This window comes from Desulfotruncus arcticus DSM 17038 (assembly GCF_900113335.1).
GTDB classification, from domain to species: domain Bacteria; phylum Bacillota; class Desulfotomaculia; order Desulfotomaculales; family Desulfallaceae; genus Desulfotruncus; species Desulfotruncus arcticus.
This window is the reverse complement of record NZ_FOOX01000017.1, coordinates 85,843-109,333: the sequence shown is the minus strand read 5'-3', so window position 1 is coordinate 109,333 and position 23,491 is coordinate 85,843. Positions and strand designations below refer to the sequence as shown.

Here is a 23,491-nt window from a genome sequence, read left to right as displayed (position 1 = left end):
ATACTGAATAGTAACGAATAATTAAAGATCAGGTGATGATTATGAGCTGTTATTTGCGGCACTGTGGAAAAATTATGGAAAAGGCCGGGGTAACCCCGTCAAGTAAAGAAGAACGGCGCAAAGTGGATATGGCCATGCGGGAGATTGTGGGGCTGGCGGAAACCAAGTGCCCGGAAGTTTGGAAAGAAATTAAAAAGGTTTTACAGGAGCCGGACGGTGAGGAACGGCTGGTAACCGGCCTGCGTCATAAACTGCTTGGAAGCTGAACATGGTGAATAATATTAATTACGCTTCAAACTATTGCTTTATAGGTGATAATCCACCCGCGTCATTATATGTGCACGTGCCTTTTTGCGTTCGCAAGTGCGATTACTGCGATTTTATATCTTTTTCCTATAACTCCGGGGACGCCGAAAGGTACGCAGCCGGTCTGAAGCGGGAAATAGAATTAATTGAAATAGAATTAATTAACGTTGGTTATGAAAAAAATTTATCCATGTCGACTGTTTTTATAGGTGGGGGCACCCCCACCTGTTTATCTTTAGAGCTAATATTGGAAATAATAAAGTTAATTAAAAGTAGCTTCTCTTTATCAGATAATACCGAATTCACAGTTGAGGCCAACCCCGGGACAATTGACCGGCAGAAGCTGCAGTCACTGTACCGGGCCGGTGTCAACAGACTTAGTATCGGGGCCCAGGCGTTTGACACTAAGACTCTGAATATTTTGGGACGGATCCATACCGTTGAGCAGACGGTTGATGCGGTTCGGGCAGCCAGGGCGGCAGGTTTCGATAATATAAACCTTGATTTGATTTTTGGGGCTCCGGGGCAGAGTCCCGCTGACTGGCGTCACTGTTTGGAGCAGGCAATTGAATTACAGCCTGAACACATTGCGGCTTATGGCCTGCAAATTGAGGAGGGAACCAGGCTAAAGCGCCGGCTGGAGCGGGGGGAACTGTCGCTTTGCGCGGAGGATGATCAAATACAAATGTATGAGGATACCGCTGCTTTGCTGGAGCAGGCCGGTCTAAAGAAATATGAAATATCCAATTATGCCCGGCCGGGCAGGGAATGCCGGCATAATCTCGTATACTGGCACAACGGGGAGTATATCGGGTTGGGCCCGGCAGCCCATTCCAGGATAAAAAATAAACGTTATGCAAATACCGAACAATTAAACCTGTATCTGTCCCGGCTGGCAGAAGGACTACCGCCGGCAGCCTGGGAGGAGACTGTTACGCCCGAAAATGATGCCTTTGAAACAATTTTCCTTGGCTTGCGGCTTAGCGCCGGCCTTAACCTGGCTTGGTTTAAAGCCAGATTCGGATACTCATTGGATGACCGCTATCCCGGTGTTGCCCGACGGCTGATAGAACAGGGTTTTCTTGAAGAAGCGGAAGGCAGCCTGCGTTTAACCAGCCGGGGGGTAAATGTATCAAATATGGTCATGAGTGAGTTTGTGCCTCCTATAACTTGTCTTCGCACAGCCTGTAAGACCCCGCCCTCTTAGGGTCGGGGATTAACAGGCTGTAAGCTCGAAATAAGTGCGACTAAGGTTCAGATGGGGTCAAAAACCCCACCTGAACCAAGTCTTCTTTATTGACAAAAGAAAATATTGGTGCTATGTTTTTATTAGATGTTAGCACTCAATGCGGGAGAGTGCTAACAAGGAGGTGGTAGGATTGACTCTTGACGCCAGAAAACAAAATGTTTTATTGGCAATCATCCAGGATTATATTGCTACCGCTGAACCCGTGGGTTCCAGGACCATTGCCAGAAAGTACAAGCTGGGAGTCAGTCCGGCTACGATTAGGAATGAAATGGCTGATCTTGAAGAGTTGGGTTACATAGAACAGCCCCATACTTCAGCCGGGCGGATACCTTCCGGCATGGGTTACAGATATTATGTTGACCGCTTGATGAAACGCGGGGAATTAAGCGGCGAAGAGGAAAAACTGGTGCTGAACAGCTACCTGACCAAGGTTCAGGATATTGGTCAGGTTCTCCGCCGGACCGGGCAGTTATTGTCTCAAATCACCAATTATACGGCTGTAGTTTTAACCAATCATTACGGTAAGGGCAAATTCAGGCATATTCAGCTGGTTCATTTAAACCCGACCCAGGCGATGATGATAGTGGTAACCGATGCAGGGGCGGTACATCACCAAATTATTGAAATACCGGAAAGTATCAGGCCTGCTGATTTGGAGACTATCTCATCCGTGCTGAATCAGAAAATGCAAGGTATGTCCCTGGAAAATATACGCCTGACACTGGTAAAAGAAATTTATTTTGAACTGGCTAAACAAAAGCATATTTTAAACATGGCCATGGATTTAATTCAAGAGAGCTTGGCCACCGACGGAGGGGAAAAAATTTACCTGGGTGGCGTATTTAATATCCTTGACCAGCCGGAATTTCACAGTATTGAAAAGGTTAAAACCCTGCTCAGCCTGTTGGAGCAAGAGGCCAAACTGGCTGAAATCATGGTTGGCGTAATTGATACCGGCGGTGTGACGGCAAAAATAGGTGATGAAATAGAAAACGATCAAATGAAGGGCTGCAGTATGGTTATGGCCGGCTATTCCGCCGGAGGGAAAGCGCTGGGCGGTATTGGTTTAATCGGGCCAACCAGGATGGATTACGCTAAAGCTTTTACCGTGGTCGAATACATGACCAGAAATCTTTCCCTGGTTATGGAAAGGTTGCTGCGCGGCCGCGGTAGTTAATTAATAGCAATCATGTTTGAATAAGCTGCCGCCTAATTTCAGGCCGGCAACTGCGGAGGTGAATTTATTTTGCCAAATAGTGAAAAAGATATTATTAATCAGGAAGTGCAAGAAGATTCCTGCCAGGACCAAAATGCTGGTGCTGCTATGGAACAGCAGGAGGAAAATTTATCGGCTGAGGCCGCTGAAGAGCAGCTGGATGTGCAGCAGCTGCGCAGCGAGTTGGCGGAACAAAAAGCAAAAGCTGAGGACTATTTTAACCGACTTGTGCGACTTCAGGCCGATTTTGAGAATTATCGAAAACGCACTCAAAGGGAGAAGGAAGAGTATTTCAAGTATGCCTCGGCTTCGCTATGTGAACAGCTGTTGCCGGTAATTGATAACTTTCATCTGGCATTGGCTGCCAGGGATGAGGACCCATCCAACGTGGTTAAGGGGGTTGAGATGATTTATCGCCAGCTGGAAGAAATACTTCAAAGGGAAGGACTGACCCCCATTGAAACGGTGGGACAGGAATTTGATCCGGCCAAGCACGAGGCGGTAATGCAGGAAGAAACTCAGGAACACCCTGAAAATATGGTAATAGCTGAACTGCGTCGGGGATATTATTTAAAGGACAGACTGCTCCGGCCGGCAATGGTTAAGGTGGCTAAGTCGTGCTGATAACCTTTAGCGTATAAACTGATATTTTATCTGATTTACCATTTGAGGAGGAGAGATACATGGCAAAAGTTCTGGGAATTGACTTGGGAACCACAAACTCTTGTGTGGCTGTAATAGAAGGTGGCGAGGCTGCTGTTATACCTAACGCGGAAGGCGGCCGGACTACCCCGTCAGTTGTCGGTTTTTCCAAAACAGGGGAAAGGCTGGTCGGCCAGGTGGCCAAAAACCAGTTTATCAGCAATCCCGACCGCACTATCGCATCCATTAAAAGACATATGGGTACTGATTTTAAGGTAAATATAGACGGCAAAAACTATTCCCCGCAGGAAATCTCGGCTATGATTTTACAGAAATTAAAGACCGATGCCGAAGCATACCTGGGTGAAAAAATTACTCAGGCTGTGATAACGGTACCGGCTTATTTTACGGATGCCCAGCGGCAGGCAACAAAGGATGCGGGAAAAATTGCCGGGCTCGAGGTGCTGCGGATAATCAACGAGCCGACAGCCGCAGCCCTTGCTTACGGTTTGGATAAAGAAGAAGACCAAACCATCTTGGTATTTGACCTGGGCGGCGGCACCTTTGACGTTTCCATTCTTGACCTGGGAGAAGGCGTGTTTGAGGTTAAAGCCACCAGCGGTAATAACCGCCTGGGTGGAGACGACTTTGACCAAAGGGTTGTTGATTACCTTGCCAGTGAATTTAAAAAGGATTCCGGCATCGACCTCAAGGGTGACCGCATGGCGATGCAGCGTTTGAGAGATGCTGCTGAAAAAGCCAAGGTTGAGCTTAGCGGTGTTATGACCACCAATATCAATCTGCCTTTTATCACAGCTGATGCCAGCGGGCCCAAACACCTGGATATTACGTTAAGCAGGGCCAAGTTTAATGAGCTTACCGCCGACCTGGTGGAAAAAACCATGGGGCCGACCAGGCAGGCCATGGCTGATTCCGGACTGGAGCCCAAGGATATTAACAAAGTGCTGCTGGTGGGCGGGTCAACTCGTATTCCCGCAGTGCAGGAGGCAATTAAGAAGTATCTGCAAAAAGAACCTCATAAAGGAATTAACCCTGATGAATGCGTGGCCATTGGCGCTGCCATTCAGGCAGGCGTTCTGGCAGGCGAAGTAAAGGATGTACTGCTGCTGGACGTTACCCCGCTCTCACTGGGCATTGAAACCCTGGGCGGCGTTTTTACCAAGCTGATTGAGCGGAATACGACTATTCCCACCTCAAAAAGCCAGGTATTTTCTACTGCTGCCGACGGCCAGACCACGGTTGAAATTCATGTGCTGCAGGGTGAGCGCTCCATGGCGTCGGGAAATAAGACTTTGGGCCGGTTCCAGCTGTCAGACATTCCTCCCGCGCCGCGGGGAGTGCCTCAAATTGAGGTTAAATTTGATATCGACCAGAACGGTATTGTTAATGTGTCGGCTAAGGACATGGGTACGGGCAAGAGTCAAAGTATCACCATTACCGGCGGGACAGGGCTCAGTGATGATGATATTGATAAAATGGTCAAGGATGCCGAGCGTAACGCGGAAGAAGATAAACAGCGCAAAGAAAGCGTGGAATTGCGCAACCAGGCGGACAGCATGATCTACCAGGCTGAAAAGACGATTAAGGATTTGGGCGACAAGGCTGATCAGGCCAAGGTTGATGAGGTAAACAAGGCTGCTGAGGAATTGAAGGAAGCATTAAAGGGTGAAGATAACGAGAGAATTAAGAATGCCATGGAAGCACTGACCAAGCCGCTTTACGAACTGTCTGCGGCGCTCTACCAGCAGCAGGCCGAGGCCGATAAGGCGCAAGGTCAGGGTGAAGGTGGCGCTTCAGCGGAGCAGGGTAAGGATGATGTGGTGGATGCTGAGTACGAGGTTGACGAAGATAAGAAAAAATAAAGGATAATGCACCTTTGGGTAGAATATTCGTAGAATATATAGTGTGATTATTTCTTGACCTTGCATCGGGAGGGCAGATTTTTCCATGCCCTCCCGGCGGCTTTAAACATAAAGGTGGTGAGTTCCGTGGCGAAGCGGGATTATTATGAGGTGCTTGGAGTTTCCCGTCAAGCGTCTCAGGAAGAAATTAAAAAAGCTTATCGAAAACTTGCCCGCCAATATCACCCTGATGTTAATAAAGATGATCAAAATGCTGCGGAAAAGTTTAAGGAAGCTTCCGAAGCCTATGACGTTTTAAGCAATGCTGAAAAGCGTGAGAGTTACGATCGCTTCGGTCACGCGGCTACCGATGGTCAGTTTAACGGGTTTGGCGGATTCGGCGGCGCTGATTTTGGCGGCGGCCTGGGAGATATTTTTGACATGTTCTTCGGAGGTTCCGGCCGGGCCAGGCGCGGGCCTGAGCGGGGTGCCGACCTGAGGGCTGATGTTGAGGTTTCTTTTGAAGAAGCTGCATTTGGCCTGGAAAAGGACGTTAAAATTCCCCGGACTGAAGAATGCAGCACCTGCGGCGGCAGCGGAGCTGCGCCCGGAACCTCAAAAAATACCTGCGGTGCCTGTAATGGAACGGGGCAAATCCAATTTGCCCAGAGCACCCCTTTTGGCAGAATTGTACAATCGCGTACTTGTGACCGCTGCAGAGGTACCGGGGTGATTATAGAAAAACCTTGCCCCACCTGCCGGGGGGCCGGGCAAGTCCGCCGCACCAGGACCATTAAGGTTAAAATCCCTCCCGGGGTTGATCACGGTACCAGATTGCGCCTTTCAGGCGAAGGCGAGTCCGGTTTGCGGGGCGGTCCCAGGGGTGACCTGTTTGTATTTATCCATGTCCGGCCGCATGAAATTTTTAGCCGTCAGGGCAACAATGTTATTCTTGAAATGCCGGTTTCCTTCGTTCAGGCTTCCCTGGGCGATGAGGTTTTTGTCCCCACGCTGGATGGCAAAGCCAAGCTCAAAATTCCCGAAGGGACACAATCAGGCACGGTACTGCGGATGAAGGGCAAAGGTATTCCCGATGTGCGCGGCTATGGGCGGGGTGATCAGCACGTCCATATTAATGTAGTTACACCCACCAGGTTAACCGACAGGCAACAAGAATTATTAAAGGAATTTGCCAAGATTGAGGGCCAGAAACCTCGCAGCAATGAAAAGGGATTTTTTGAAAAAGTCCGGGATGCTTTTATGGGGTAACTTAGTGAGGAGTCAGAAGACAGGAGTCAGTAGTCAGGAGCTAGAGAAAGTTTTAATCCGTAATATTTTAGAATTCTGACTCCTGACTCCTGGAAGTACGGAGGGCTGTTAATTGGGTAAATGGTTGGAGGTTGCCGTTGCCTGCACCCGGGAAAATGTGGAGGCAGCGGCAAACGTGATGAACGAAATGGGTTCGGGCGGGGTTGTTATTGACGACCCCGCCTTAATTGTAAACTGCATCAACCAGGGCAGCATTGAAACAGTTGCACCGTCTTTTGGTCAGACGGCCGGGAGCGGGGTTGTGGTAAAGGGTTATTACCCGGCCTGGCCAGGGACGAATAGTCGTTTAGAGCAATTGCTGGCGCGACTTGGTCAGCTTGGAGTAACCTGGAGCACCCGGGAAGTTCATGAAGAAGATTGGGCCACCGCCTGGCGGGAATACTACAAGCCCATTAAAGTAGGCAAGCGTTTTGTAATCAAACCATCCTGGGAGGAATACAACCCCGGTGGGGATGAAATAATAATTGAGCTTGATCCCGGCATGGCTTTCGGTTGTGGTACCCACGAAACAACCTCAATGTGTCTGGCCTTGCTTGAGGATGAGCTGCACGGCGGCGAGCTTGTTTATGACGTCGGCACCGGTTCGGGCATTTTATCCGTGGCGGCGGCGCTGCTGGGTGCAGAAAAGGTCGTGGCTGTTGATATTGACGAAGTAGCTGTTCGCACGGCGGCTGAGAATATCCAGCTTAATAATGTGGTGGATATCGTAACTGTCAGGCAAGGAAACTTGCTTGAAGGGTCGGTGAAGGTCCGGGCAGACATAATTGTAGCCAATATTATTGCCGATGTGATTAAAGCACTCGCTCCCGATGCCTCGGCAGCGCTTAAAACCGGAGGTAACCTGATTGCTTCAGGAATAATCCGTGACCGAGCCGATGAAGTTGCGCTGGCCCTGGAGAATGCTGGTTTGACCTGCGAGCGAAGAATGGAAAAGGGAGAATGGGTGGCGCTGGTTTGCAGAAAGGTGTAAATAAATGCCGAGGTTTTTTATAAAGCCGGAACAAATTCAAAACGATACTATTGTAATAACCGGAACTGAAGCACACCATATAATCAAGGTTCTGCGTCTGGGACCCGGCGCAAAAGTAACATTACTGGATGGCTGCGGCAATCTTTATATCAGCCAAATTGATAAAACAGAAAAAGGCAGTGTCCACTGCCGAGTATTGCAGCGGGAACCGGCCGGGGGAGAGCCACCGGTTCGGGTGGTGCTGGTGCAAGGGATTGCCAAGGGTGAGCGGATGGACTACGTTATTCAAAAAGGCACTGAACTGGGAGCTTCAGAATATATCCCCGTTTATTGCCGCCGCAGCGTGGTGCGCCTGGACGCCAAAAAAGAGGCGGCCCGCAGGGAGCGATGGCAGCGTATCGCCCTGGAGGCTTCAAAGCAATGCGGCCGGGGTATAGTGCCTTCGGTGCACGAGCCGGTGGACTGGCTTGCGGCATTAAACCTTATTCCGTCCGGCGCGCTGGTACTGGTGCCCTGGGAGGAAGAGACGGCCTGTACGTTAAAAGAGGAACTTGAAGCCCGGCCCAGGCCCGGGGAAGTTTATATCTTAATCGGTCCCGAGGGTGGGCTGGAAGAGCGGGAAGTTGATCAAGCGCGTGAGCGCGGCGCCATTCCCGTTACCCTGGGACCGCGCATTCTGCGTACCGAAACCGCCGGCCCGGCAGTTATAACCATGGTTTTATACCAATGGGGCGATCTGGGAGGAGAATAGTAATGACTCAAAAAAAGGTGGCTGTAACTACTTTGGGCTGCAAAGTAAACCAGTATGAATCGGCCGCCCTGGAGGAGCTGTTCAGGAGACGCGGTTATCAAATAGTTGAGTTTGAGCAAATTGCCGATGTTTACGTGATTAATACCTGCACTGTAACCCATCTGGGGGACCGCAAGTCCAGACAGATGATCCGGCGGGCCAACAAAACAAATCCTGATGCCGTGGTGGTAGCCACGGGCTGTTACGCGCAAACGGCGCCGGATGAGGTTCTGGAGGTTGAGGGGGTCGACCTGGTGCTGGGGGCCGGCAACCGGGCCGCAATAGTGGACCTGGTGGAAAGTGCGGTCAAGGGTAACAAGGTAAAAGCCGTCGGCGATATTTTAAAATGCCGTGAGTTTGAGGACTTGCCGGGTGAGGATTGCCAGGGCAGGGTGCGGGCCTACTTGAAAATTCAAGAGGGTTGTGAAAATTTTTGCTCCTATTGCATTGTGCCTTACGCGCGCGGCCCGCTGCGCAGCAGAAAGCCGGAAAGTGTTTTGGCTGCGGCCAACAACCTGGTGCGGCGAGGGTTTCGGGAAATAGTTCTGACAGGAATTCATACCGGAGCTTATGGCCGGGACAAACAGGATAAACACGGCCTGGTGCGATTACTGGAAAAGCTGGCGTCGGTCCCGGGTATCGCCAGGATCAGGCTGAGTTCAATTGAGCCCAACGATATAACCCCGGAGTTGATAGAGCTTGTAGCTGCGGGAACACCTTTTTGCCGGCATTTACATATTCCTTTGCAAAGCGGGGACGATACTGTTCTGGCAAAAATGAGAAGACGCTATAACACTGCTTTTTATAGAAATCTGGTTGAGGAAGCCAGGAACAAGGTTGCCGGGCTTGGTGTTACCACGGACGTCATGGTTGGCTTTCCGGGAGAAACTGAGGAAAATTTCGACAACACGTATTCTTTTATTAAGGAAATGAATTTTTCCGGGCTGCATGTATTTAAATATTCTCCCCGCCGGGGTACGCCTGCAGCGGATTTTCCCGCTCAAGTCAATCCTGCGGACAAAGAAAAGCGCAGCCGGGCCTTGATTACATTGGGTGAGAATCTGGCATGTTCTTTTGCAGCCGGGCACCTGGGTCAAACAGTTGAGGTTTTAGTTGAACAAGCGCTGCCGGAGGAAAGGGAAAACCTGTGGGAAGGGCATACCGACAATTATATTCGCGTGGTTTTCCCGGGTGCAAGGAAGCTCCAGGGGACAATTATCAATGTAAATGCTGAAAAATTAAGTGGCACAAGCATAATGGGCAGAATAATTTTAAAGTAATGCAGGAAATAACAAAAATTTGTTGAAACAATCTATTAGGCCTGCAGGTGCCGTTATTTTTATTTCCGTGGGAGGAGGTGGAAAAGGTGCAGGATTGTATTTTCTGTAAAATAATCAATAAGGAGATACCGGCTGAGATTGTTTATGAGGACGATAATGTGTTGGCCTTTAAAGACATTCAACCGGCGGCTCCCGTCCACCTTCTTTTTATTCCTAAAAAGCACATACCCACGTTCTTTGACCTTGAACCTGAGGACAGCAAGGTTATGGGAGAACTGCAAAGGGCTGCGGCCACAGTGGCGCGGGATATGGGACTATCGGAAAAAGGATTCAGATTTGTCTCAAACTGCATGGAAGATGCCGGCCAGTTAGTGTTCCACATACATTATCATTTTTTGGCCGGAAGGCAGCTGCAATGGCCACCCGGGTAATTGACTACCCGAAGGGGTTATTGTATAATAGCCAAGTATGGTAATTTGCATTGGGGGTTGTTTTTAAGCTTGATTTATCGCAAGGTTTTGCGGTTCAGCGGAGGGGAGGGAAAAATCGGTGGCAGAAGTTAGAGTAGGCAAAAATGAAACTCTGGACAGTGCCCTCCGGCGTTTTAAGCGCACCTGCCAAAAGGCGGGGGTTCTCGCTGAAGCCAGAAAGCACGAACACTATGAAAAGCCCAGCGTAAAAAGGAAAAAGAAATCCGAAGCCGCCCGGAAACGTAAGTCCAGGTTTTCTAGGTCGTTCAATTAATTCAATATCCAAATGCTAACATAAGCAATTTATGCCCGGTATTTATAAGTGCCGGGCATTAAAATTATTGATAGGGGTGGTTGCTTTGTCGCCCGAACTCGTTCCTTGGTTGGCCGCAATGGCGTTTTTGTTGGGATTCCTGGCCCTGGTACTTGAAATATTCATTATACCCGGCTTTGGTGTTGCCGGTGTTATAGGAATTATTTTTCTGGGTTGGGGCATATTGCTATTAAGCGTTGACGTAACTGATACTTTAAAGGCAGTGGTTATTGCCCTGGTGTCAAGTATCATCCTGCTTGCGGCCGGTATTAAATTAATGGCTAAAATTAATGTTTGGCGCCGCCTGACCCTGGGAGACCGGCAGGTTAAAACTTCGGGCTACCAGGCGCCTATGGCCGATCTGCAAGACTATGTCGGCAAGAAAGGATTAGCAATTACCCCGCTGCGCCCGTCCGGTGCTGTTGAAATAGGCGGCAGCCGGGTAGATGTTGTCAGCGAGGGAGGTTACATAGCGGCAGGGGTTAGGGTCCAGGTAATTAAAGTAGAGGATGTTCGCATTATAGTGCGAGCGATAAAAGAATAAAAGGAGGTTATAAAAATAATGGATGCCGGAGCAATTTCAGTTTTAGTTTTATCGGTGCTGATAATTTTGGCAGTAGTTGTTATTTTTAGTTTTATCCCCGTAGGGCTGTGGATTTCAGCTTTGGCCGCGGGAGTACGGGTCGGGATTGTTACGCTAATTGGCATGCGCTTGCGCCGGGTTACGCCTTCGCGCATTGTTAATCCGCTGATTAAAGCTGATAAGGCCGGACTTGATATTTCGGTGAACCAGCTTGAAGCTCATTACCTGGCCGGGGGCAATGTAGACCGGGTGGTTGATGCGCTGATCGCCTCTGAAAGAGCCAACATTAACCTGGCCTTCGAACGGGCTGCGGCCATTGACCTGGCCGGCAGGGATGTGCTGGAAGCCGTACAAATGAGCGTTAACCCCAAGGTTATCCAGACACCATTGGTTTCCGCGGTGGCCAAAGACGGCATTGAGGTGAAAGTTGTGGCCCGGGTAACAGTGCGGGCTAATATTGACAGGCTGGTTGGCGGTGCCGGAGAGGAAACCGTTTTAGCCAGGGTGGGTGAGGGTGTTGTTTCCACAGTGGGTTCAATGGATAATCACAAGGAAGTATTGGAAAACCCAGACTCCATATCCAGGACCGTCCTTGACAAAGGGCTTGACGCGGGAACCGCTTTTGAGATTCTTTCCATTGACATAGCTGATGTTGACATTGGACGTAACATTGGGGCTACGCTGCAGACCGATCAGGCCGAGGCTGATAAAAAGATAGCCCAGGCCAAAGCCGAGGAGCGCAGGGCGATGGCCGTTGCCCGGGAACAAGAAATGAAGGCGGCAGTACAGGAGATGCATGCCAAAGTGGTCGAATCTGAGGCTCAGGTGCCGCTGGCGCTGGCCGAAGCATTTCGCCGGGGTCACCTGGGCGTTATGGATTACTATAATATGCAAAATATAATGGCTGACACCGGTATGCGGCAAAATTTATCCAAAATGGGGTCGGATGAAGAAGCAGACAACCACAAGGGCCCCAAGTGAACTCGTTTAGCTAAAGCTGAACACCGGGACTGAAGTGCAAGAGTAACCCCCACTAATAGAAATGGGGGCCTAAGAGATTAGATAAAAGCCTGGGGGAAATTCTATGAACACATTAATTATTTTGCTCATAATTTTTTATCTGGTTTTTTCTAGATTAGCAAGGACGGCCAATCGTACGCCAATACCCCCCAGACCAAAGGAAACCGATTTCCCGCTTCCTGCTGATACACCGAATTATAGTGAGGAGGACGATGCTCCACTTTCCGGTCCCTGGAACAGAAATGGCGGCGCGGTATCCGGGAGGCGGCAAGAGGAAACCCCGGCAGATGATCCGGTGTTAATGGAGCCTGAACCCCAAAGGACCGGTGATATACGGCACCTGCCGGAGCCGGCGACCCGCAGGCAGCCGGTTGAACAACCGGTGCCGTTAGAGGTTGTTCGACGGCAGCCGGAACCGGGTGAATCGGTTTGCCCGCAGGGTAAATCTTCACCAGGCCAGGGGCAGGAGCACCGCAAAAGAAGGCGTGGAAAAAACCCGCTGGCGGCTGCCCTTAATGGCAAATCCGAACTTGCAGGCAGTATCTTGGTGGGAGAAATAATCGGGACACGTGGCGGTTACAGGGGGAGACGAAAATGAAATTTGCTTACTTTGATTGTTTTTCCGGTATTAGCGGGGATATGATTCTGGGAGCCTTTGTTGATCTGGGCGTTGAATTGGAGCAATTACAGCGTGGTTTGGAACAATTAAGCTTACCCGGATTCCGGCTCGAGGCGGCGGCAGTTAAAAGGTCGGGTTTATCGGGAACCAAGGTGGATGTTATAGTTGACGATGTACCACAGCCCCATAGAAATCTGGTGGATATTGCCGACATCATTGGCCGCAGTGACTTAAAGCAAAGTGTCAAAGATTTAAGTTTAAAAATATTTAATCGTCTGGCTGAGGCGGAAGCTAAAATTCACGGGACGGGTATTAATAATATCCATTTTCATGAAGTCGGGGGTCTCGATTCTATTGCTGACATCGTAGGCGCGTCAATTTGCTTGGATCTTTTAGGCATTGAAGAGGTACATTGTTCTAATTTAAATGTCGGGCAGGGGTTCGTTAAATGCCAGCACGGCCTCTTACCCGTTCCTGCTCCGGCAACCCTTGAGTTATTGCGAGGCGTGCCAATTTATGCCTACGGTCCCGGCAAAGAGCTGCTGACTCCTACGGGTGCCGCTATAATTACCACCATTAGTGGTGGGTTTGGCCCGTTACCGGAGATGATGGTCGAAAAAGTTGGATACGGGGCCGGGTATCACGAATTAGAACTGCCAAACATGCTAAGAATCTTGTTGGGAACTTGTTTGCCTTCAAACGAGGGGGGAAAAATTAAACAGCATGAACATGCAGCACATTGTTGCACTGCTTGAACAATATAAGGCAGGGCAGGCGGGACTGGACGATGTTTTAAAAGAGTTAAAAAAACTGCCTTATGAGGACCTTGACTTTGCTAAAGTTGACCATCACAGAGCACTGCGCAACGGTTTCCCCGAAGTGATTTTTTGTCAGGGGAAAACTGTGGAGCAGGTGGTTAAAATATTTCACAGTCTGGCTGAAAAGAACCGTAACATTTTGGCTACCAGAGCCGGACAGGAGATTTTTGAAGCTGTTCAGGCCCAATATCCGGAAGCAAAATATAATGTACCCGGCCGGGTGGTGAGCCTGACCAGGGAACATTGTAAAAACTCCTCCCGCAGGGTTCTTGTTTTAACTGCCGGAACCGCCGATATTCCCGTGGCGGAAGAGGCTGCGGTATGCTCTGAGGTTATGGGGCACGAGGTGGCGCGAATTTATGATGTGGGTGTGGCAGGGATTCACCGGCTTTTTGCCTACTACGACAAATTTGAAACCGCCGCGGTGCTAATTGTGGTTGCCGGTATGGAAGGCGCGCTGGCCAGCGTGGTGGGCGGCCTGGTGGATGTGCCGGTGGTGGCTGTGCCCACCAGTGTCGGATACGGAGCCAACTTTAACGGGTTATCGGCGCTGCTGAGCATGCTCAACAGTTGCGCCAAGGGAGTCGGTGTCGTTAATATAGACAACGGCTTCGGAGCGGCGGCCCTGGCCGATGTCATCATCCGCAGCGGATTAAAGCATGTATAATGATTGGTTAATGAATAATTAGTAAAGAAAGCCGGTACCCGTTGGTTATGGGAACCGGCTTTCTTTAGCCTATGGCAATAACTTTGCCCGGTCCTATGAGCTGATTGTTGATGTCAAACATATTGGAAATGTTACCTATGGACAACTTATCCTTAAGTTTGTAATAATCCAGGCATGTACCGCAGGATAATACCGCAGTGCCTTCGCCTCGCATCTTTTCAATCTGTTCAAGCACCGGCGACCCTTCGCAGGTTAGGAATACCCCGGTGTTTAAAAACAATAGTGCTGAGGGCAGCGGCTTGGTAGCTACAAGGGTGGTGAACAGACTTTTAATCAAAACCTGGCCCAGGTCCGGCGAGCCCTGCCCCAATGAGTTGGTTGTGATGAAATAAACTGGGCCCACACCAGTGTCGTTTTCGCTTTTTGGTCCAATAATGGTTCCCGGTTCAGAGGAAGGCTTGTCCGATTTGCTGACGGTTAGATGATAAAAACCGTCTTTTTTTTCATTACTTATTACAGTATACCCGGAGTTCTTGGCAAACAGGGTAATATTCTGGCGGGCAACATCATTATCAACGATAGTAGTAACTGAGTTAATGTCTGTTTCTTCCAATGCGTTTTTAGTGTTAATCACCGGTTGAGGGCACGCCAGCCCCCGACAATCCACAATTTTATGCTGCATATTTTTGCTCCCTTCAAATGTTTAAACCACGGTTATCAGCGTACCGGTATAAGGCTGCACTTGGCCGATCACCGCGCAGTCAACGCCTTTTCCCTTCAGTTCATCAACCAGGGCAGCGGCTTTGGCTTCAGGCACAGAAATAAGCAATCCTCCCGAGGTCTGCGGGTCATAAAGCGCCAGCTGCTCTTCAGGTTTCAGATCACCGTCAAATAGTATTTTCCCCTCTAAATACTGTCGGTTATCATAGGCACCGGCAGGAATTAACCCCATGCGCGCCATTTCCATTGCTTCCGGCAACAACGGTACTGATTTACATTTTATGTGTAAACTAACTTCACTTGCTTCAGCCATTTCCGCCGCATGCCCCAAAAGCCCAAACCCTGTAATGTCGGTACAGGCACTGGCACCGTGTTTGAGCATAGCCTCCGAAGCGGCCTTATTCAGTGTAGACATGGCAAGAACCGCTATTTGCATTGCTTCGGGCGAAACCAGACCTGCCTTGATACCGGTGTTGATGATTCCGGTACCCAAGGGCTTTGTTAGCAGCAACAGGTCACCCGCCTGCGCGCCGGCATTGGATATAATTTCGTCGGGGTGAGCCATGCCCGTAACAGCCAGACCGTATTTGGGCTCATCGTCGCGTACCGTATGTCCTCCCGCAATGATACAACCGGCTTCAATTGCTTTGTCAGCGCCGCCCCGCAGCATTTCCTCCAATACGGAAGTAGGTAGGCAATCGGGGAAACAAACTATGTTTAAGGCTAAAAGCGGCTTACCTCCCATGGCGTATACATCACTAAGAGAGTTTGCCGCAGCAATTTGCCCGTAAACGTACGGATCGTCCACCATCGGGGTAAAAAAATCAAGCGTGGAAATCAAGGCCTGATTTTCGTTAATTTTATAAACTGCGGCGTCATCGGAGGTGCCCGGTCCGACCATTAAATTTGGGTTTGGGGTGGTGGTTGGTAAATGTCGCAGCACCTGCGACAGGGTCTGGGGACCCACTTTAGCCGCTCACCCGGAGGTTTTGGCCAGACTTGTCAGCTTAATCTGTTGGTTGAGCATGTAGATTAACCTCCTCTTATTAGCTTCTCACGAATATTCTTTTTTTAGTTAAAGCAATCCTTTATTAATTGAATAAAAAAATTTTATACATATGACATATTGTAAAAGTTTTTCTTATGATATACTGTAATTATTCAGCATCTGCAGCTACTTAGTAGTCAGAATGAGAGAACCGGCCCGGAACAACTGACGGATTCTGACTACTGACTACTGAATTCTGATTGCTTAAATAGTAATGGTATACTTTTTACTAATGGTTATAATAAATAAATACAATATGCACCAGCAATCATAATATGTTAAAATCTGAAAAGGTAAAATTGCTTATATTAATTAAGGGGGGACATTATGCAGCAGTATGAAGTTATTGTTTTTGGCTTAAATGCCCCGGCCCCGAGTTTTGGCTGAGGACCGAAACCCTCCGCAGGTTGCGGGCCGCAAAAGACAATGAAAGATGAAGCCGAAGATTTAAGCACGGCTTTAAAACAAAATTTTGGTAAAGAAGTCAGCGTAAAGTTTGTTGATGTAACTTCGGAAGAGATAAAGGACTATCCCAAGATTGCTTCTATTCTTCCCAGGGTACGTTTACCGTTAACCGTTATTAATGATGAGCCTCGTTTTCACGGGGGGCTTTCAGCAGAAGTCATTACTGACGCGATGCTGGAAATGAAAAAAGCTGAGCAAAGTTAATTTTATTGGTACAATTAACCAACGTTTCCGTTATTTTTCCCCTTCCTGCCGCATAGATTTATAGTGGCAAGGAGGGGATTTTTTATGGCATGGAAGGATATTAAAAACAGGGTTAAAAGGCAATTATCCGATTATCTTGATCTGCCGGGCGATATTGTTTTGGACTTGCCTAAAATTGTTCTTGTGGGCAATCTTCAGGTTTTTATAGAAAATCACCGTGGTATCCAGGAGTACAATCCCCGGTTGGTGCGGGTTGTTGTAAATGATACGGTTATTGAGGTTACCGGTGAGAATCTTTCCCTGCGCAATATTCTGCCTGACGAAATATGTGTTGAGGGCCAAATATCAGCGGTGTCGTTTTTAAGCTAGGGGGTGGCGGAAAATGTTATTGTTTAAAATTTTATCTTATTTAGCCGGTTATGTAACAATAGCTTTGCCGGAAGATTGTCTGGAAAAATTTATTAATATGGCCACCTCCAGAGGAATTTTTTTGTGGGGGATCTCCGGGGTGGGAGCAGACAGAGTAACGTTAAAAGTTCGTTTAAGTGGTGTACAACCCTTGCGTCATGTAGCCAGGATGACCCGGTGCAGGTTCACAATTGTTGAAAAAGCCGGTCTCCCTTTTGCTATTGTAAAATTGCGCAGGCGCAAAACCATGCTTTTGGGCGCTTTGTTTTTTGTTATGGCGTTATATCTGTCTTCATCATTTGTTTGGTTTATTAACGTATCCGGTAATAAAAGCATCAGTGAACAGGAGATTAAAGAAGTTGCCCGCCAGTCCGGTTTATACCCCGGAGCTTTTAAACCCGCAATTGATGGTGAAAAACTTGAAAAAATTATTATTAACAGACTCCCGAATCTTTCCTGGGTTGGTGTTTATTTTGATGGGACAAGGGTTGAGGTTAAAGTTGTGGAAAAAGTGCTGCCTCCCCATAATAACCTGAATGCAAAAATTGATATTGTGGCGGCTAAAGATGGCCTGATTAAACAGATACTGGTTCTGCAGGGGCAGCCGCTGGTTCAGGAGGGCGATACCGTTAAGACAGGGCAGGTACTGATATCTGCTGCTATTCCGCCGCCGCAAGAAGAGGATGAACTGGATAATCCGGAAGAAAGCGACCGGGAACCGCAGGAGGAAGAGCAGACGGTAAAATATGTTCAGGCCAAAGGCATTGTCAAGGCCAGCGTTTGGTACGAAGGTTATACGGAAGTTCCTCTGGTGGAAAAGGGTGAAAACTATACGGGACATGAGATTACCAAACTTTGCATTAAAATCGGAGCAAAGGAAATAATTCTAATGGGACCCAGGGATGTTCCTTATGCTAAATATGACACCCGGGCAGATGGCAAAAAGATCACTGGCTGGAGGAATATTAATATTCCCGTCGAATTTATAAAGGTTAAGTACCTGGAAAAAGTTGATTATACAAAGACTTACAGCAAGGCGGAAGCGTTTCGTATGGCCGGTCAAAGTGCGATTGCTGAAATCGAAAAAGACATCCCGTCCGGGGCTCGGATAACGAACAAGCACTATGAAGAAGTGAAAATTGCGGAAAATGAAAATATGGTAAGAGTAAAGGCGTTAGTAGAAACAATAGAGGAAATAGGAACGGAGAAACCCCACCCGTTGAGCTAAAGGAGGCTAAGCATAATTGGCGGAAAACATAGAAGCACGGGTGCTAATTGATGATGTCGGCATTGCCGCGGAAATTTTCGGCAAACACGATGAAAATTTATTGTTACTGGAAAATTCACTTGGGGTAAAAATGGTTGCGCGCGGCGAGGAATTGCTTATTATCGGGCAGCGTGTCCAGGTGGAAAAGGCAAAAGAGATTGTTGACCAGCTGCAGGAGTACTGCAGGGTAGGCAACCGGTTGACTGCGCACGAGATAAATTATACCATTAAGGCCATTAAAGCCGGTAATTCCGGTGCCCTTGCGGGGCTTGCCAAAGATGTCTTTCTGGTAACCCCCAGAGGCAAAAAAATCAAGCCCAAAACTACGGGGCAGCAGAGATATATTGATGCCCTGCAGAAACATGATATCGTTTTTGCTGTTGGTCCCGCAGGTACGGGAAAAACTTATCTGGCCGTGGTTATGGCTATCAGGTCTTTGCGCAACCGCAGTGTAAACAGGATTGTACTGACCAGGCCGGCTGTGGAGGCCGGGGAAAAGTTGGGTTTTTTGCCTGGTGATTTACAGGAAAAAGTCGACCCTTACTTGCGCCCTCTCTATGACAGCCTGTATGATGTGCTGGGTTTTGAAAGTACGCAGAAATATATTGAGCGCAACGTCATTGAAATTGCCCCTCTCGCTTATATGCGGGGAAGGACGTTGGATGATTCCTTTGTTATTCTTGATGAAGCTCAGAATACTACACCGGAGCAGATGAAAATGTTTCTTACCCGCCTTGGTTTTGGTTCGAGGGCGGTAATTACCGGAGATGTAACCCAGGTTGACCTGCCTCGGGGGCAGCAATCAGGTCTTGTTCATGCGCTGCAGGTGTTGTATGATGTAGAAGGTTTGTCTTTTCATCATTTTTCCGGGGAAGATATTGTCAGACACCCGTTGGTACAGAGGATTGTCAAGGCATATGAGGAAAGAAGCACGACGTCTGGGGATATAGAGGAGTGATTAAATGCTTCCTCTGGCAAAGGTTCGGGCGAAGATAGCGCAAGTATTCTTCAATTTGGCCGGAAGAAGAAAAGTTCGGCGCGGCTTGGCCGCTTTCGTTTTTTTTGTTGCACTGACATTATTAATTTCGGTTGAATTTATGCCCCAAAGAATTAACCTTATGGTTGGCCAGGTTTCACCAACAAATGTATTTGCGCCGCGCAGTGTTACGTATGAGGATAAAAACAAAACCACGGAAGCAAGAAATATTGCCGCGGCTCAGGTTGAAAAACAGTATATTATTGACCCGCAGGTCAGTATTGATGTGCAAAAAAATATTTCCAATCTAATTGCGGACATAGATAAAATACAAACAGACGAAAGCCTGGATGAAGATCAAAAAATCAGTAAATTAAAGGAAACCATACCGTTTAGTATATCAAACAGCACATTAAAAATACTGGCCCGTCCCAACTCTGATATTTTAAGAAAGCTGGAGACCGGTATAACCGGGCTTGTTTCACAAGCTATGGATGAGGGCGTTACCCAGGAGAACACGACAGAAGTTGAGGACAAGCTGGTTGGTCAAATACCCAATTTGCAGCTGGAAACTCCATATAACTCTGTTGGTTCCGATATGATCAAAAACTACCTGCGCCCCAATAAATTTGACGATCCTGATGAGACCAGACGCTTGCAGCAGGCTGCCAGGGAAGCCGTTCCCCCGGTAATGGTTTCCATTAAAGAAGGGGAAAAGATCATCGGGGAAGGTGAAATTGTAACCGAGGAACATATTACCAAACTTGAGGCGTTAGGCCTTTCCCGCCCGGTTCTTCCTGTCTCGTCAATATTGGGTTCGGCCTTGCTGGTGGCGCTTTTAATGGTGGTGGTGCTTTTTTATCTGTACCAACAAAACCGGGAAATATATAAGAGCGCCGGTCATCTCTATCTTTTGGGGTTAATTGTTTTTATCACCCTGGGGGTATCTAAAGCTATAATAGCCATAAATTTAAGCCAGTGGCCCGGTTTTGCCGCCTTATTCGGCTACCTGGCGCCTATTGCCGCCGCGGGAATGCTAATCGCTATTTTGCTTGATTCCCGGTTAGCGGTGCTCGTTGTGGCGGTAATTAGTTTTCTGCTGGCTTTAATGACCGGGGGGCAAATCAGATTTGCTGTAGTAGCCTTGATTGGCGGTATCACCGGTGTGTATGGTGTGAGCAAGCTGAGCCAGCGCAGCGATATGGCCAGAGCGGGTTTTTACACCGGCGCGGCGAATATTTTGGCAATTTTCTCCATGGGGCTGATCAGCGGGACCCCATTGGGATTAACCATATCTTCCAGTTTGATTCTGGGCTCTTTAAACGGTATTCTCTCATCAGTTTTAACCAATGGCGCAGTGCCTTACTTGGAAAGCTCTTTTGGTATAACGTCATCGGTCCGCCTTTTAGAGCTGTCCAATCCTGGGAATCCGCTGCTGCGGCGCCTGCAGATTGAAGCTCCGGGAACCTACCACCACAGTCTCCTGGTGGGTAATCTGGCGGAATCCGCAGCGGATGCCGTGGGAGGGGATTCGCTGCTGGTCAGAGTGGCGGCATATTATCACGATATTGGTAAAATGAAAAGACCTTACTTTTTTATAGAGAATCAAATGGGTGACAACCCGCATGATAAGATAGCACCAACATTAAGTACCCTGATTCTTACATCCCATGTTAAAGACGGCGTGGAACTGGCCCGGGAAAACAAGCTGCCCCAGGGGATAACTGATGTCATCGAGCAGCACCATGGAAATAGTTTATGCAGCTTTTTTTACCACAAGGCTGTGGAGAATAATAAAAATGAAAGTGTTACCGAAGATGAATTCCGGTATGAAGGGCCCAAGCCCCAAACCAAGGAAGCAGCTATTGTAATGTTGGCCGATGCGGTGGAAGCCGCGGTCAGGTCGTTGCAAAACGGAACGCCCGAGCGTATTGAAGGGGTAGTGCGCAAAATTATCAAGGACAAGCTAATGGATGGCCAGCTGGATGAAAGCGACCTGACCCTCAAGGACCTGGACGCAATCGCTGCGACTTTTATTAGAATGCTTTCAGGCATATTCCATAACAGGATAGAATATCCTGATATGACCAAGGAAATGGAAAGGAGAAAGAAAAAGCGTGCCACTGGTCGTTAGTAATTTACAGGAAAAGCTTCCGGTTAATGAGGAGCTGATTGGCTTGCTTACCCGGGTGGTGGAGACAGCTCTGGCTGACCATGTAAAGTATCAGGCTGCTGAGGTTGGCCTTGTTTTTACCGATAACGAATATATAGCAGACCTGAATAAACAATACCGCAATATAGACGGACCAACAGACGTGCTCAGCTTTTCCATGCTGGAGGGTGAGCCGCTGCAGGACGGCAGCGATTCAATTATGCTGGGGGATATTGTGATCTCATTGGAAAGGGCACTCCAGCAGGCTGAAGAATACGGTCACGGGCTAACCAGGGAAATTGCTTATCTTACCGTGCATGGTGTATTGCATCTGCTGGGCTACGACCATGGGACCGATACTGAAAAAAAAGTAATGCGGGAAAAGGAGGAGCAGATACTGAACCGGGTGCTTTTGCTGGAAGGGTGATGTGGCTTGTTGAAATTTGCGCGGGCTGTCGGCTGGGCAGTAGCAGGCGTACGATATGCCGTAAAAACCCAGCGCAATATGAAAATTCACCTTGTGGTGGCGGTATTGGTTGTAGTTATCTGCTTATTTCTTGGCATGCCGCCGGCGGAACTGGCAATAATGTCTTTGACCATTTTCTTGGTTTTAACTGCTGAAATGTTTAATACCGCCATTGAGGCGGTAGTTGACCTTTTTACGTTAAACCGCCATCCCCTGGCCCGCGCGGCCAAGGATGTAGGCGCGGGCGCGGTTTTATTAACGGCCATAAATGCGCTGGTGGTGGCCTACCTGCTAATATGGCCGCGTCTGGCCGGCCTTTTCAGATAATTATCGGGGTGATTTAGTGAATCCGGAAGAGTTGATTAATAAAGCGTTGGAAGCTCGGAAATATGCGTACACACCATATTCACACTTTGCAGTGGGCGCGGCCCTGCTGACCACGGAAGGCGATGTTTACACCGGATGCAACATTGAAAATGCATCCTACGGGCTTACAGTTTGCGCTGAGCGGGTAGCTTTGTTTAAAGCTGTTTCCTGCGGGCAGCGTTCATTTAAAGCGCTGGCTGTAGTTGCCGGCACGGAAGAATACTGCAGTCCGTGTGGCGCCTGCCGCCAGGTGTTGTCCGAATTCGGCGGCGACATGAGGGTTTACCTGGCTAACCGCCGGGGCGAATATCGCGAAATGACCGTAAATGAACTTTTGCCGGGAGCTTTTTCTCTCGTCAAAAGCCAAAATCAGGGGGATACATTGTGAACAAAGTTGGGTTTAAATCTGGTTTTGTTACGATAACCGGCCGTACCAATGTTGGTAAATCCACTTTGCTAAATAGGATGGTAGGCCAAAAAGTGGTTATCATGTCCGATAAGCCGCAAACCACCAGGCATAAAATTCAGTCGGTATTAACCGGTGAGGATTATCAGGTGGTTTTTATTGACACGCCTGGTATTCACAAACCCAAGCATAAGCTGGGGGAACGAATGGTTGAAACCGCATTAAAGACACTGCGGGAAGTTGACATAATCATGCTGCTGGTTGAAGCGGTTATGCCGGGGGCCGGCGATAACTATATCATTACACAGGTGAAACAGGTTGCTCAACCTGTTATTTTGGTGATAAATAAAATTGATCTGGTAAAGCCGGCGGAACTGGCTCCGATTATTGCAGCGTTTAGCAAATTACATGATTTTGCCGAAATAATCCCTGTTTCAGCTTTGACAGGAGAAAACGTCGAAAGGCTGCACCAGGCAATTGTGGACAGACTGCCGGAAGGTCCTCAATACTACCCCGATGATGTGGTGGTCGACAGACCCGAAAGATTTATTATGGCCGAGTTGATCAGGGAAAAGGTGCTGCATTTAACCAGCCAGGAGGTTCCTCACTCTGTTGCCGTAGTAATAGAGGAGGTGGAGCAAAGATCCGAAAATCTTGTGGCGGTCAGTGCTATCATCTATACCGAGCGGGAAAGCCAAAAGGGTATATTAATCGGCAAGGGCGGCAGAATGCTGAAGGAAGTGGGCAAGCTGGCCAGAGAGGAAATAGAAGCGTTGCTGGGCTCAAAAATATTTCTCGAGCTCTGGGTTAAAGTTAAAAAGGATTGGCGCAACCATGATATCCAAATGAAGAACTTCGGTTTTGTTGAAGATTAAAGCA

Annotated in this window: 27 protein-coding genes; 25 read left to right on the top strand and 2 right to left on the bottom strand. The window is 48.4% G+C overall.

Translation table 11 applies throughout. From position 1 onward, the window contains the following. Positions 1-41: 41 nt before the first annotated feature. The 16 genes from BM056_RS19660 to larB all read left to right on the top strand — a co-directional run bounded on the left by BM056_RS19660 (position 42) and on the right by larB (position 14,134). Complete coding sequence (locus BM056_RS19660; protein WP_092473640.1) at positions 42-266, top strand: hypothetical protein; 225 nt, start codon at positions 42-44, stop codon at positions 264-266. A 2-nt stretch (positions 267-268) separates the two neighbouring features. Next, positions 269-1,513 (top strand): radical SAM family heme chaperone HemW, encoded by a 1,245-nt coding sequence (hemW, locus tag BM056_RS19655; protein WP_092473638.1) that lies wholly within the window; start codon positions 269-271, stop codon positions 1,511-1,513. Between the two features lie 172 nt (positions 1,514-1,685). Beyond that, positions 1,686-2,732 carry a heat-inducible transcriptional repressor HrcA gene (gene hrcA, locus BM056_RS19650; RefSeq protein WP_092473636.1) on the top strand — a complete coding sequence of 349 codons (1,047 nt, stop codon included), beginning with the start codon at positions 1,686-1,688 and terminating at the stop codon, positions 2,730-2,732. 69 nt (positions 2,733-2,801) lie between these two features. Beyond that, positions 2,802-3,395: a nucleotide exchange factor GrpE gene (gene grpE, locus BM056_RS19645; RefSeq protein WP_238456563.1), complete on the top strand. Its 594-nt coding sequence runs from the start codon at positions 2,802-2,804 to the stop codon at positions 3,393-3,395. A 59-nt stretch (positions 3,396-3,454) separates the two neighbouring features. After that, a complete protein-coding gene (dnaK, locus tag BM056_RS19640) occupies positions 3,455-5,296 on the top strand; it encodes a molecular chaperone DnaK (RefSeq protein ID WP_092473633.1) in 1,842 nt (613 codons plus the stop codon). 126 nt (positions 5,297-5,422) lie between these two features. Then, positions 5,423-6,544 carry a molecular chaperone DnaJ gene (dnaJ, locus tag BM056_RS19635; protein ID WP_092473631.1) on the top strand — a complete coding sequence of 374 codons (1,122 nt, stop codon included), beginning with the start codon at positions 5,423-5,425 and terminating at the stop codon, positions 6,542-6,544. 112 nt (positions 6,545-6,656) lie between these two features. After that, positions 6,657-7,574, top strand: coding sequence for a 50S ribosomal protein L11 methyltransferase (prmA, locus tag BM056_RS19630; RefSeq protein WP_092473625.1), 918 nt, complete (start codon positions 6,657-6,659; stop codon positions 7,572-7,574). A 4-nt stretch (positions 7,575-7,578) separates the two neighbouring features. Further along, a complete protein-coding gene (locus tag BM056_RS19625; RefSeq protein WP_092473622.1) occupies positions 7,579-8,325 on the top strand; it encodes a 16S rRNA (uracil(1498)-N(3))-methyltransferase in 747 nt (248 codons plus the stop codon). Positions 8,326-8,327: 2 nt separating this feature from the next. Next, the gene (gene mtaB / locus BM056_RS19620; protein WP_092473621.1) at positions 8,328-9,644 is read left to right on the top strand and encodes a tRNA (N(6)-L-threonylcarbamoyladenosine(37)-C(2))-methylthiotransferase MtaB; all 1,317 of its coding nucleotides are present in this window, start codon (positions 8,328-8,330) and stop codon (positions 9,642-9,644) included. A gap of 86 nt (positions 9,645-9,730) precedes the next feature. After that, positions 9,731-10,075, top strand: a complete 345-nt coding sequence (locus BM056_RS19615) for a histidine triad nucleotide-binding protein (RefSeq protein WP_092473619.1) — start codon at positions 9,731-9,733, stop codon at positions 10,073-10,075. A gap of 118 nt (positions 10,076-10,193) precedes the next feature. Further along, a complete protein-coding gene (rpsU, locus tag BM056_RS19610; protein ID WP_092473617.1) occupies positions 10,194-10,388 on the top strand; it encodes a 30S ribosomal protein S21 in 195 nt (64 codons plus the stop codon). An 85-nt stretch (positions 10,389-10,473) separates the two neighbouring features. Then, a complete protein-coding gene (locus tag BM056_RS19605; protein ID WP_092473615.1) occupies positions 10,474-10,971 on the top strand; it encodes an NfeD family protein in 498 nt (165 codons plus the stop codon). An 18-nt stretch (positions 10,972-10,989) separates the two neighbouring features. After that, complete coding sequence (gene floA / locus BM056_RS19600) at positions 10,990-11,991, top strand: flotillin-like protein FloA (protein WP_092473613.1); 1,002 nt, start codon at positions 10,990-10,992, stop codon at positions 11,989-11,991. A 103-nt stretch (positions 11,992-12,094) separates the two neighbouring features. Beyond that, a complete protein-coding gene (locus tag BM056_RS19595) occupies positions 12,095-12,628 on the top strand; it encodes a hypothetical protein (protein ID WP_092473610.1) in 534 nt (177 codons plus the stop codon). Beyond that, a complete protein-coding gene (gene larC / locus BM056_RS19590; RefSeq protein WP_092473609.1) occupies positions 12,625-13,404 on the top strand; it encodes a nickel pincer cofactor biosynthesis protein LarC in 780 nt (259 codons plus the stop codon). Before BM056_RS19595 ends, larC begins: the two co-directional genes overlap by 4 nt. Continuing rightward, complete coding sequence (larB, locus tag BM056_RS19585) at positions 13,373-14,134, top strand: nickel pincer cofactor biosynthesis protein LarB (protein WP_092473607.1); 762 nt, start codon at positions 13,373-13,375, stop codon at positions 14,132-14,134. Before larC ends, larB begins: the two co-directional genes overlap by 32 nt. 64 nt (positions 14,135-14,198) lie before the next feature. On the opposite strand, the gene yedF is transcribed toward larB, so the two are convergent. Next, entirely contained in the window at positions 14,199-14,816 is a 618-nt protein-coding gene (gene yedF, locus BM056_RS19580) for a sulfurtransferase-like selenium metabolism protein YedF (RefSeq protein ID WP_092473605.1), read from the bottom strand. Between the two features lie 21 nt (positions 14,817-14,837). Beyond that, a complete protein-coding gene (gene selD / locus BM056_RS19575; protein ID WP_092473603.1) occupies positions 14,838-15,881 on the bottom strand; it encodes a selenide, water dikinase SelD in 1,044 nt (347 codons plus the stop codon). Positions 15,882-16,328: 447 nt separating this feature from the next. Between selD and BM056_RS19570 the strand changes: the two genes are divergently transcribed. The 9 genes from BM056_RS19570 (at position 16,329) to era (ending at position 23,487) form a co-directional block, all read left to right on the top strand. Next, positions 16,329-16,571 carry a hypothetical protein gene (locus BM056_RS19570; RefSeq protein ID WP_092473601.1) on the top strand — a complete coding sequence of 81 codons (243 nt, stop codon included), beginning with the start codon at positions 16,329-16,331 and terminating at the stop codon, positions 16,569-16,571. Between the two features lie 84 nt (positions 16,572-16,655). Further along, the gene (gene yqfC, locus BM056_RS19565) at positions 16,656-16,940 is read left to right on the top strand and encodes a sporulation protein YqfC (protein WP_092473599.1); all 285 of its coding nucleotides are present in this window, start codon (positions 16,656-16,658) and stop codon (positions 16,938-16,940) included. 13 nt (positions 16,941-16,953) lie between these two features. Then, positions 16,954-18,207: a sporulation protein YqfD gene (yqfD, locus tag BM056_RS19560; protein WP_092473597.1), complete on the top strand. Its 1,254-nt coding sequence runs from the start codon at positions 16,954-16,956 to the stop codon at positions 18,205-18,207. Between the two features lie 16 nt (positions 18,208-18,223). Then, positions 18,224-19,204, top strand: coding sequence for a PhoH family protein (locus BM056_RS19555; RefSeq protein ID WP_092473595.1), 981 nt, complete (start codon positions 18,224-18,226; stop codon positions 19,202-19,204). A 4-nt stretch (positions 19,205-19,208) separates the two neighbouring features. Further along, positions 19,209-21,356, top strand: a complete 2,148-nt coding sequence (locus tag BM056_RS19550; protein ID WP_092473593.1) for an HD family phosphohydrolase — start codon at positions 19,209-19,211, stop codon at positions 21,354-21,356. Beyond that, the gene (ybeY, locus tag BM056_RS19545) at positions 21,340-21,801 is read left to right on the top strand and encodes an rRNA maturation RNase YbeY (RefSeq protein WP_092473592.1); all 462 of its coding nucleotides are present in this window, start codon (positions 21,340-21,342) and stop codon (positions 21,799-21,801) included. The genes BM056_RS19550 and ybeY overlap by 17 nt, the downstream gene beginning before the upstream one ends. 6 nt (positions 21,802-21,807) lie before the next feature. Next, positions 21,808-22,167, top strand: a complete 360-nt coding sequence (locus tag BM056_RS19540; protein ID WP_092473590.1) for a diacylglycerol kinase — start codon at positions 21,808-21,810, stop codon at positions 22,165-22,167. A gap of 31 nt (positions 22,168-22,198) precedes the next feature. After that, on the top strand, positions 22,199-22,594 hold the full coding sequence (locus tag BM056_RS19535; RefSeq protein WP_238456562.1) for a cytidine deaminase: 396 nt from the start codon (positions 22,199-22,201) through the stop codon (positions 22,592-22,594). Next, on the top strand, positions 22,591-23,487 hold the full coding sequence (era, locus tag BM056_RS19530; protein ID WP_092473587.1) for a GTPase Era: 897 nt from the start codon (positions 22,591-22,593) through the stop codon (positions 23,485-23,487). The genes BM056_RS19535 and era overlap by 4 nt, the downstream gene beginning before the upstream one ends. Positions 23,488-23,491: the final 4 nt, after the last annotated feature.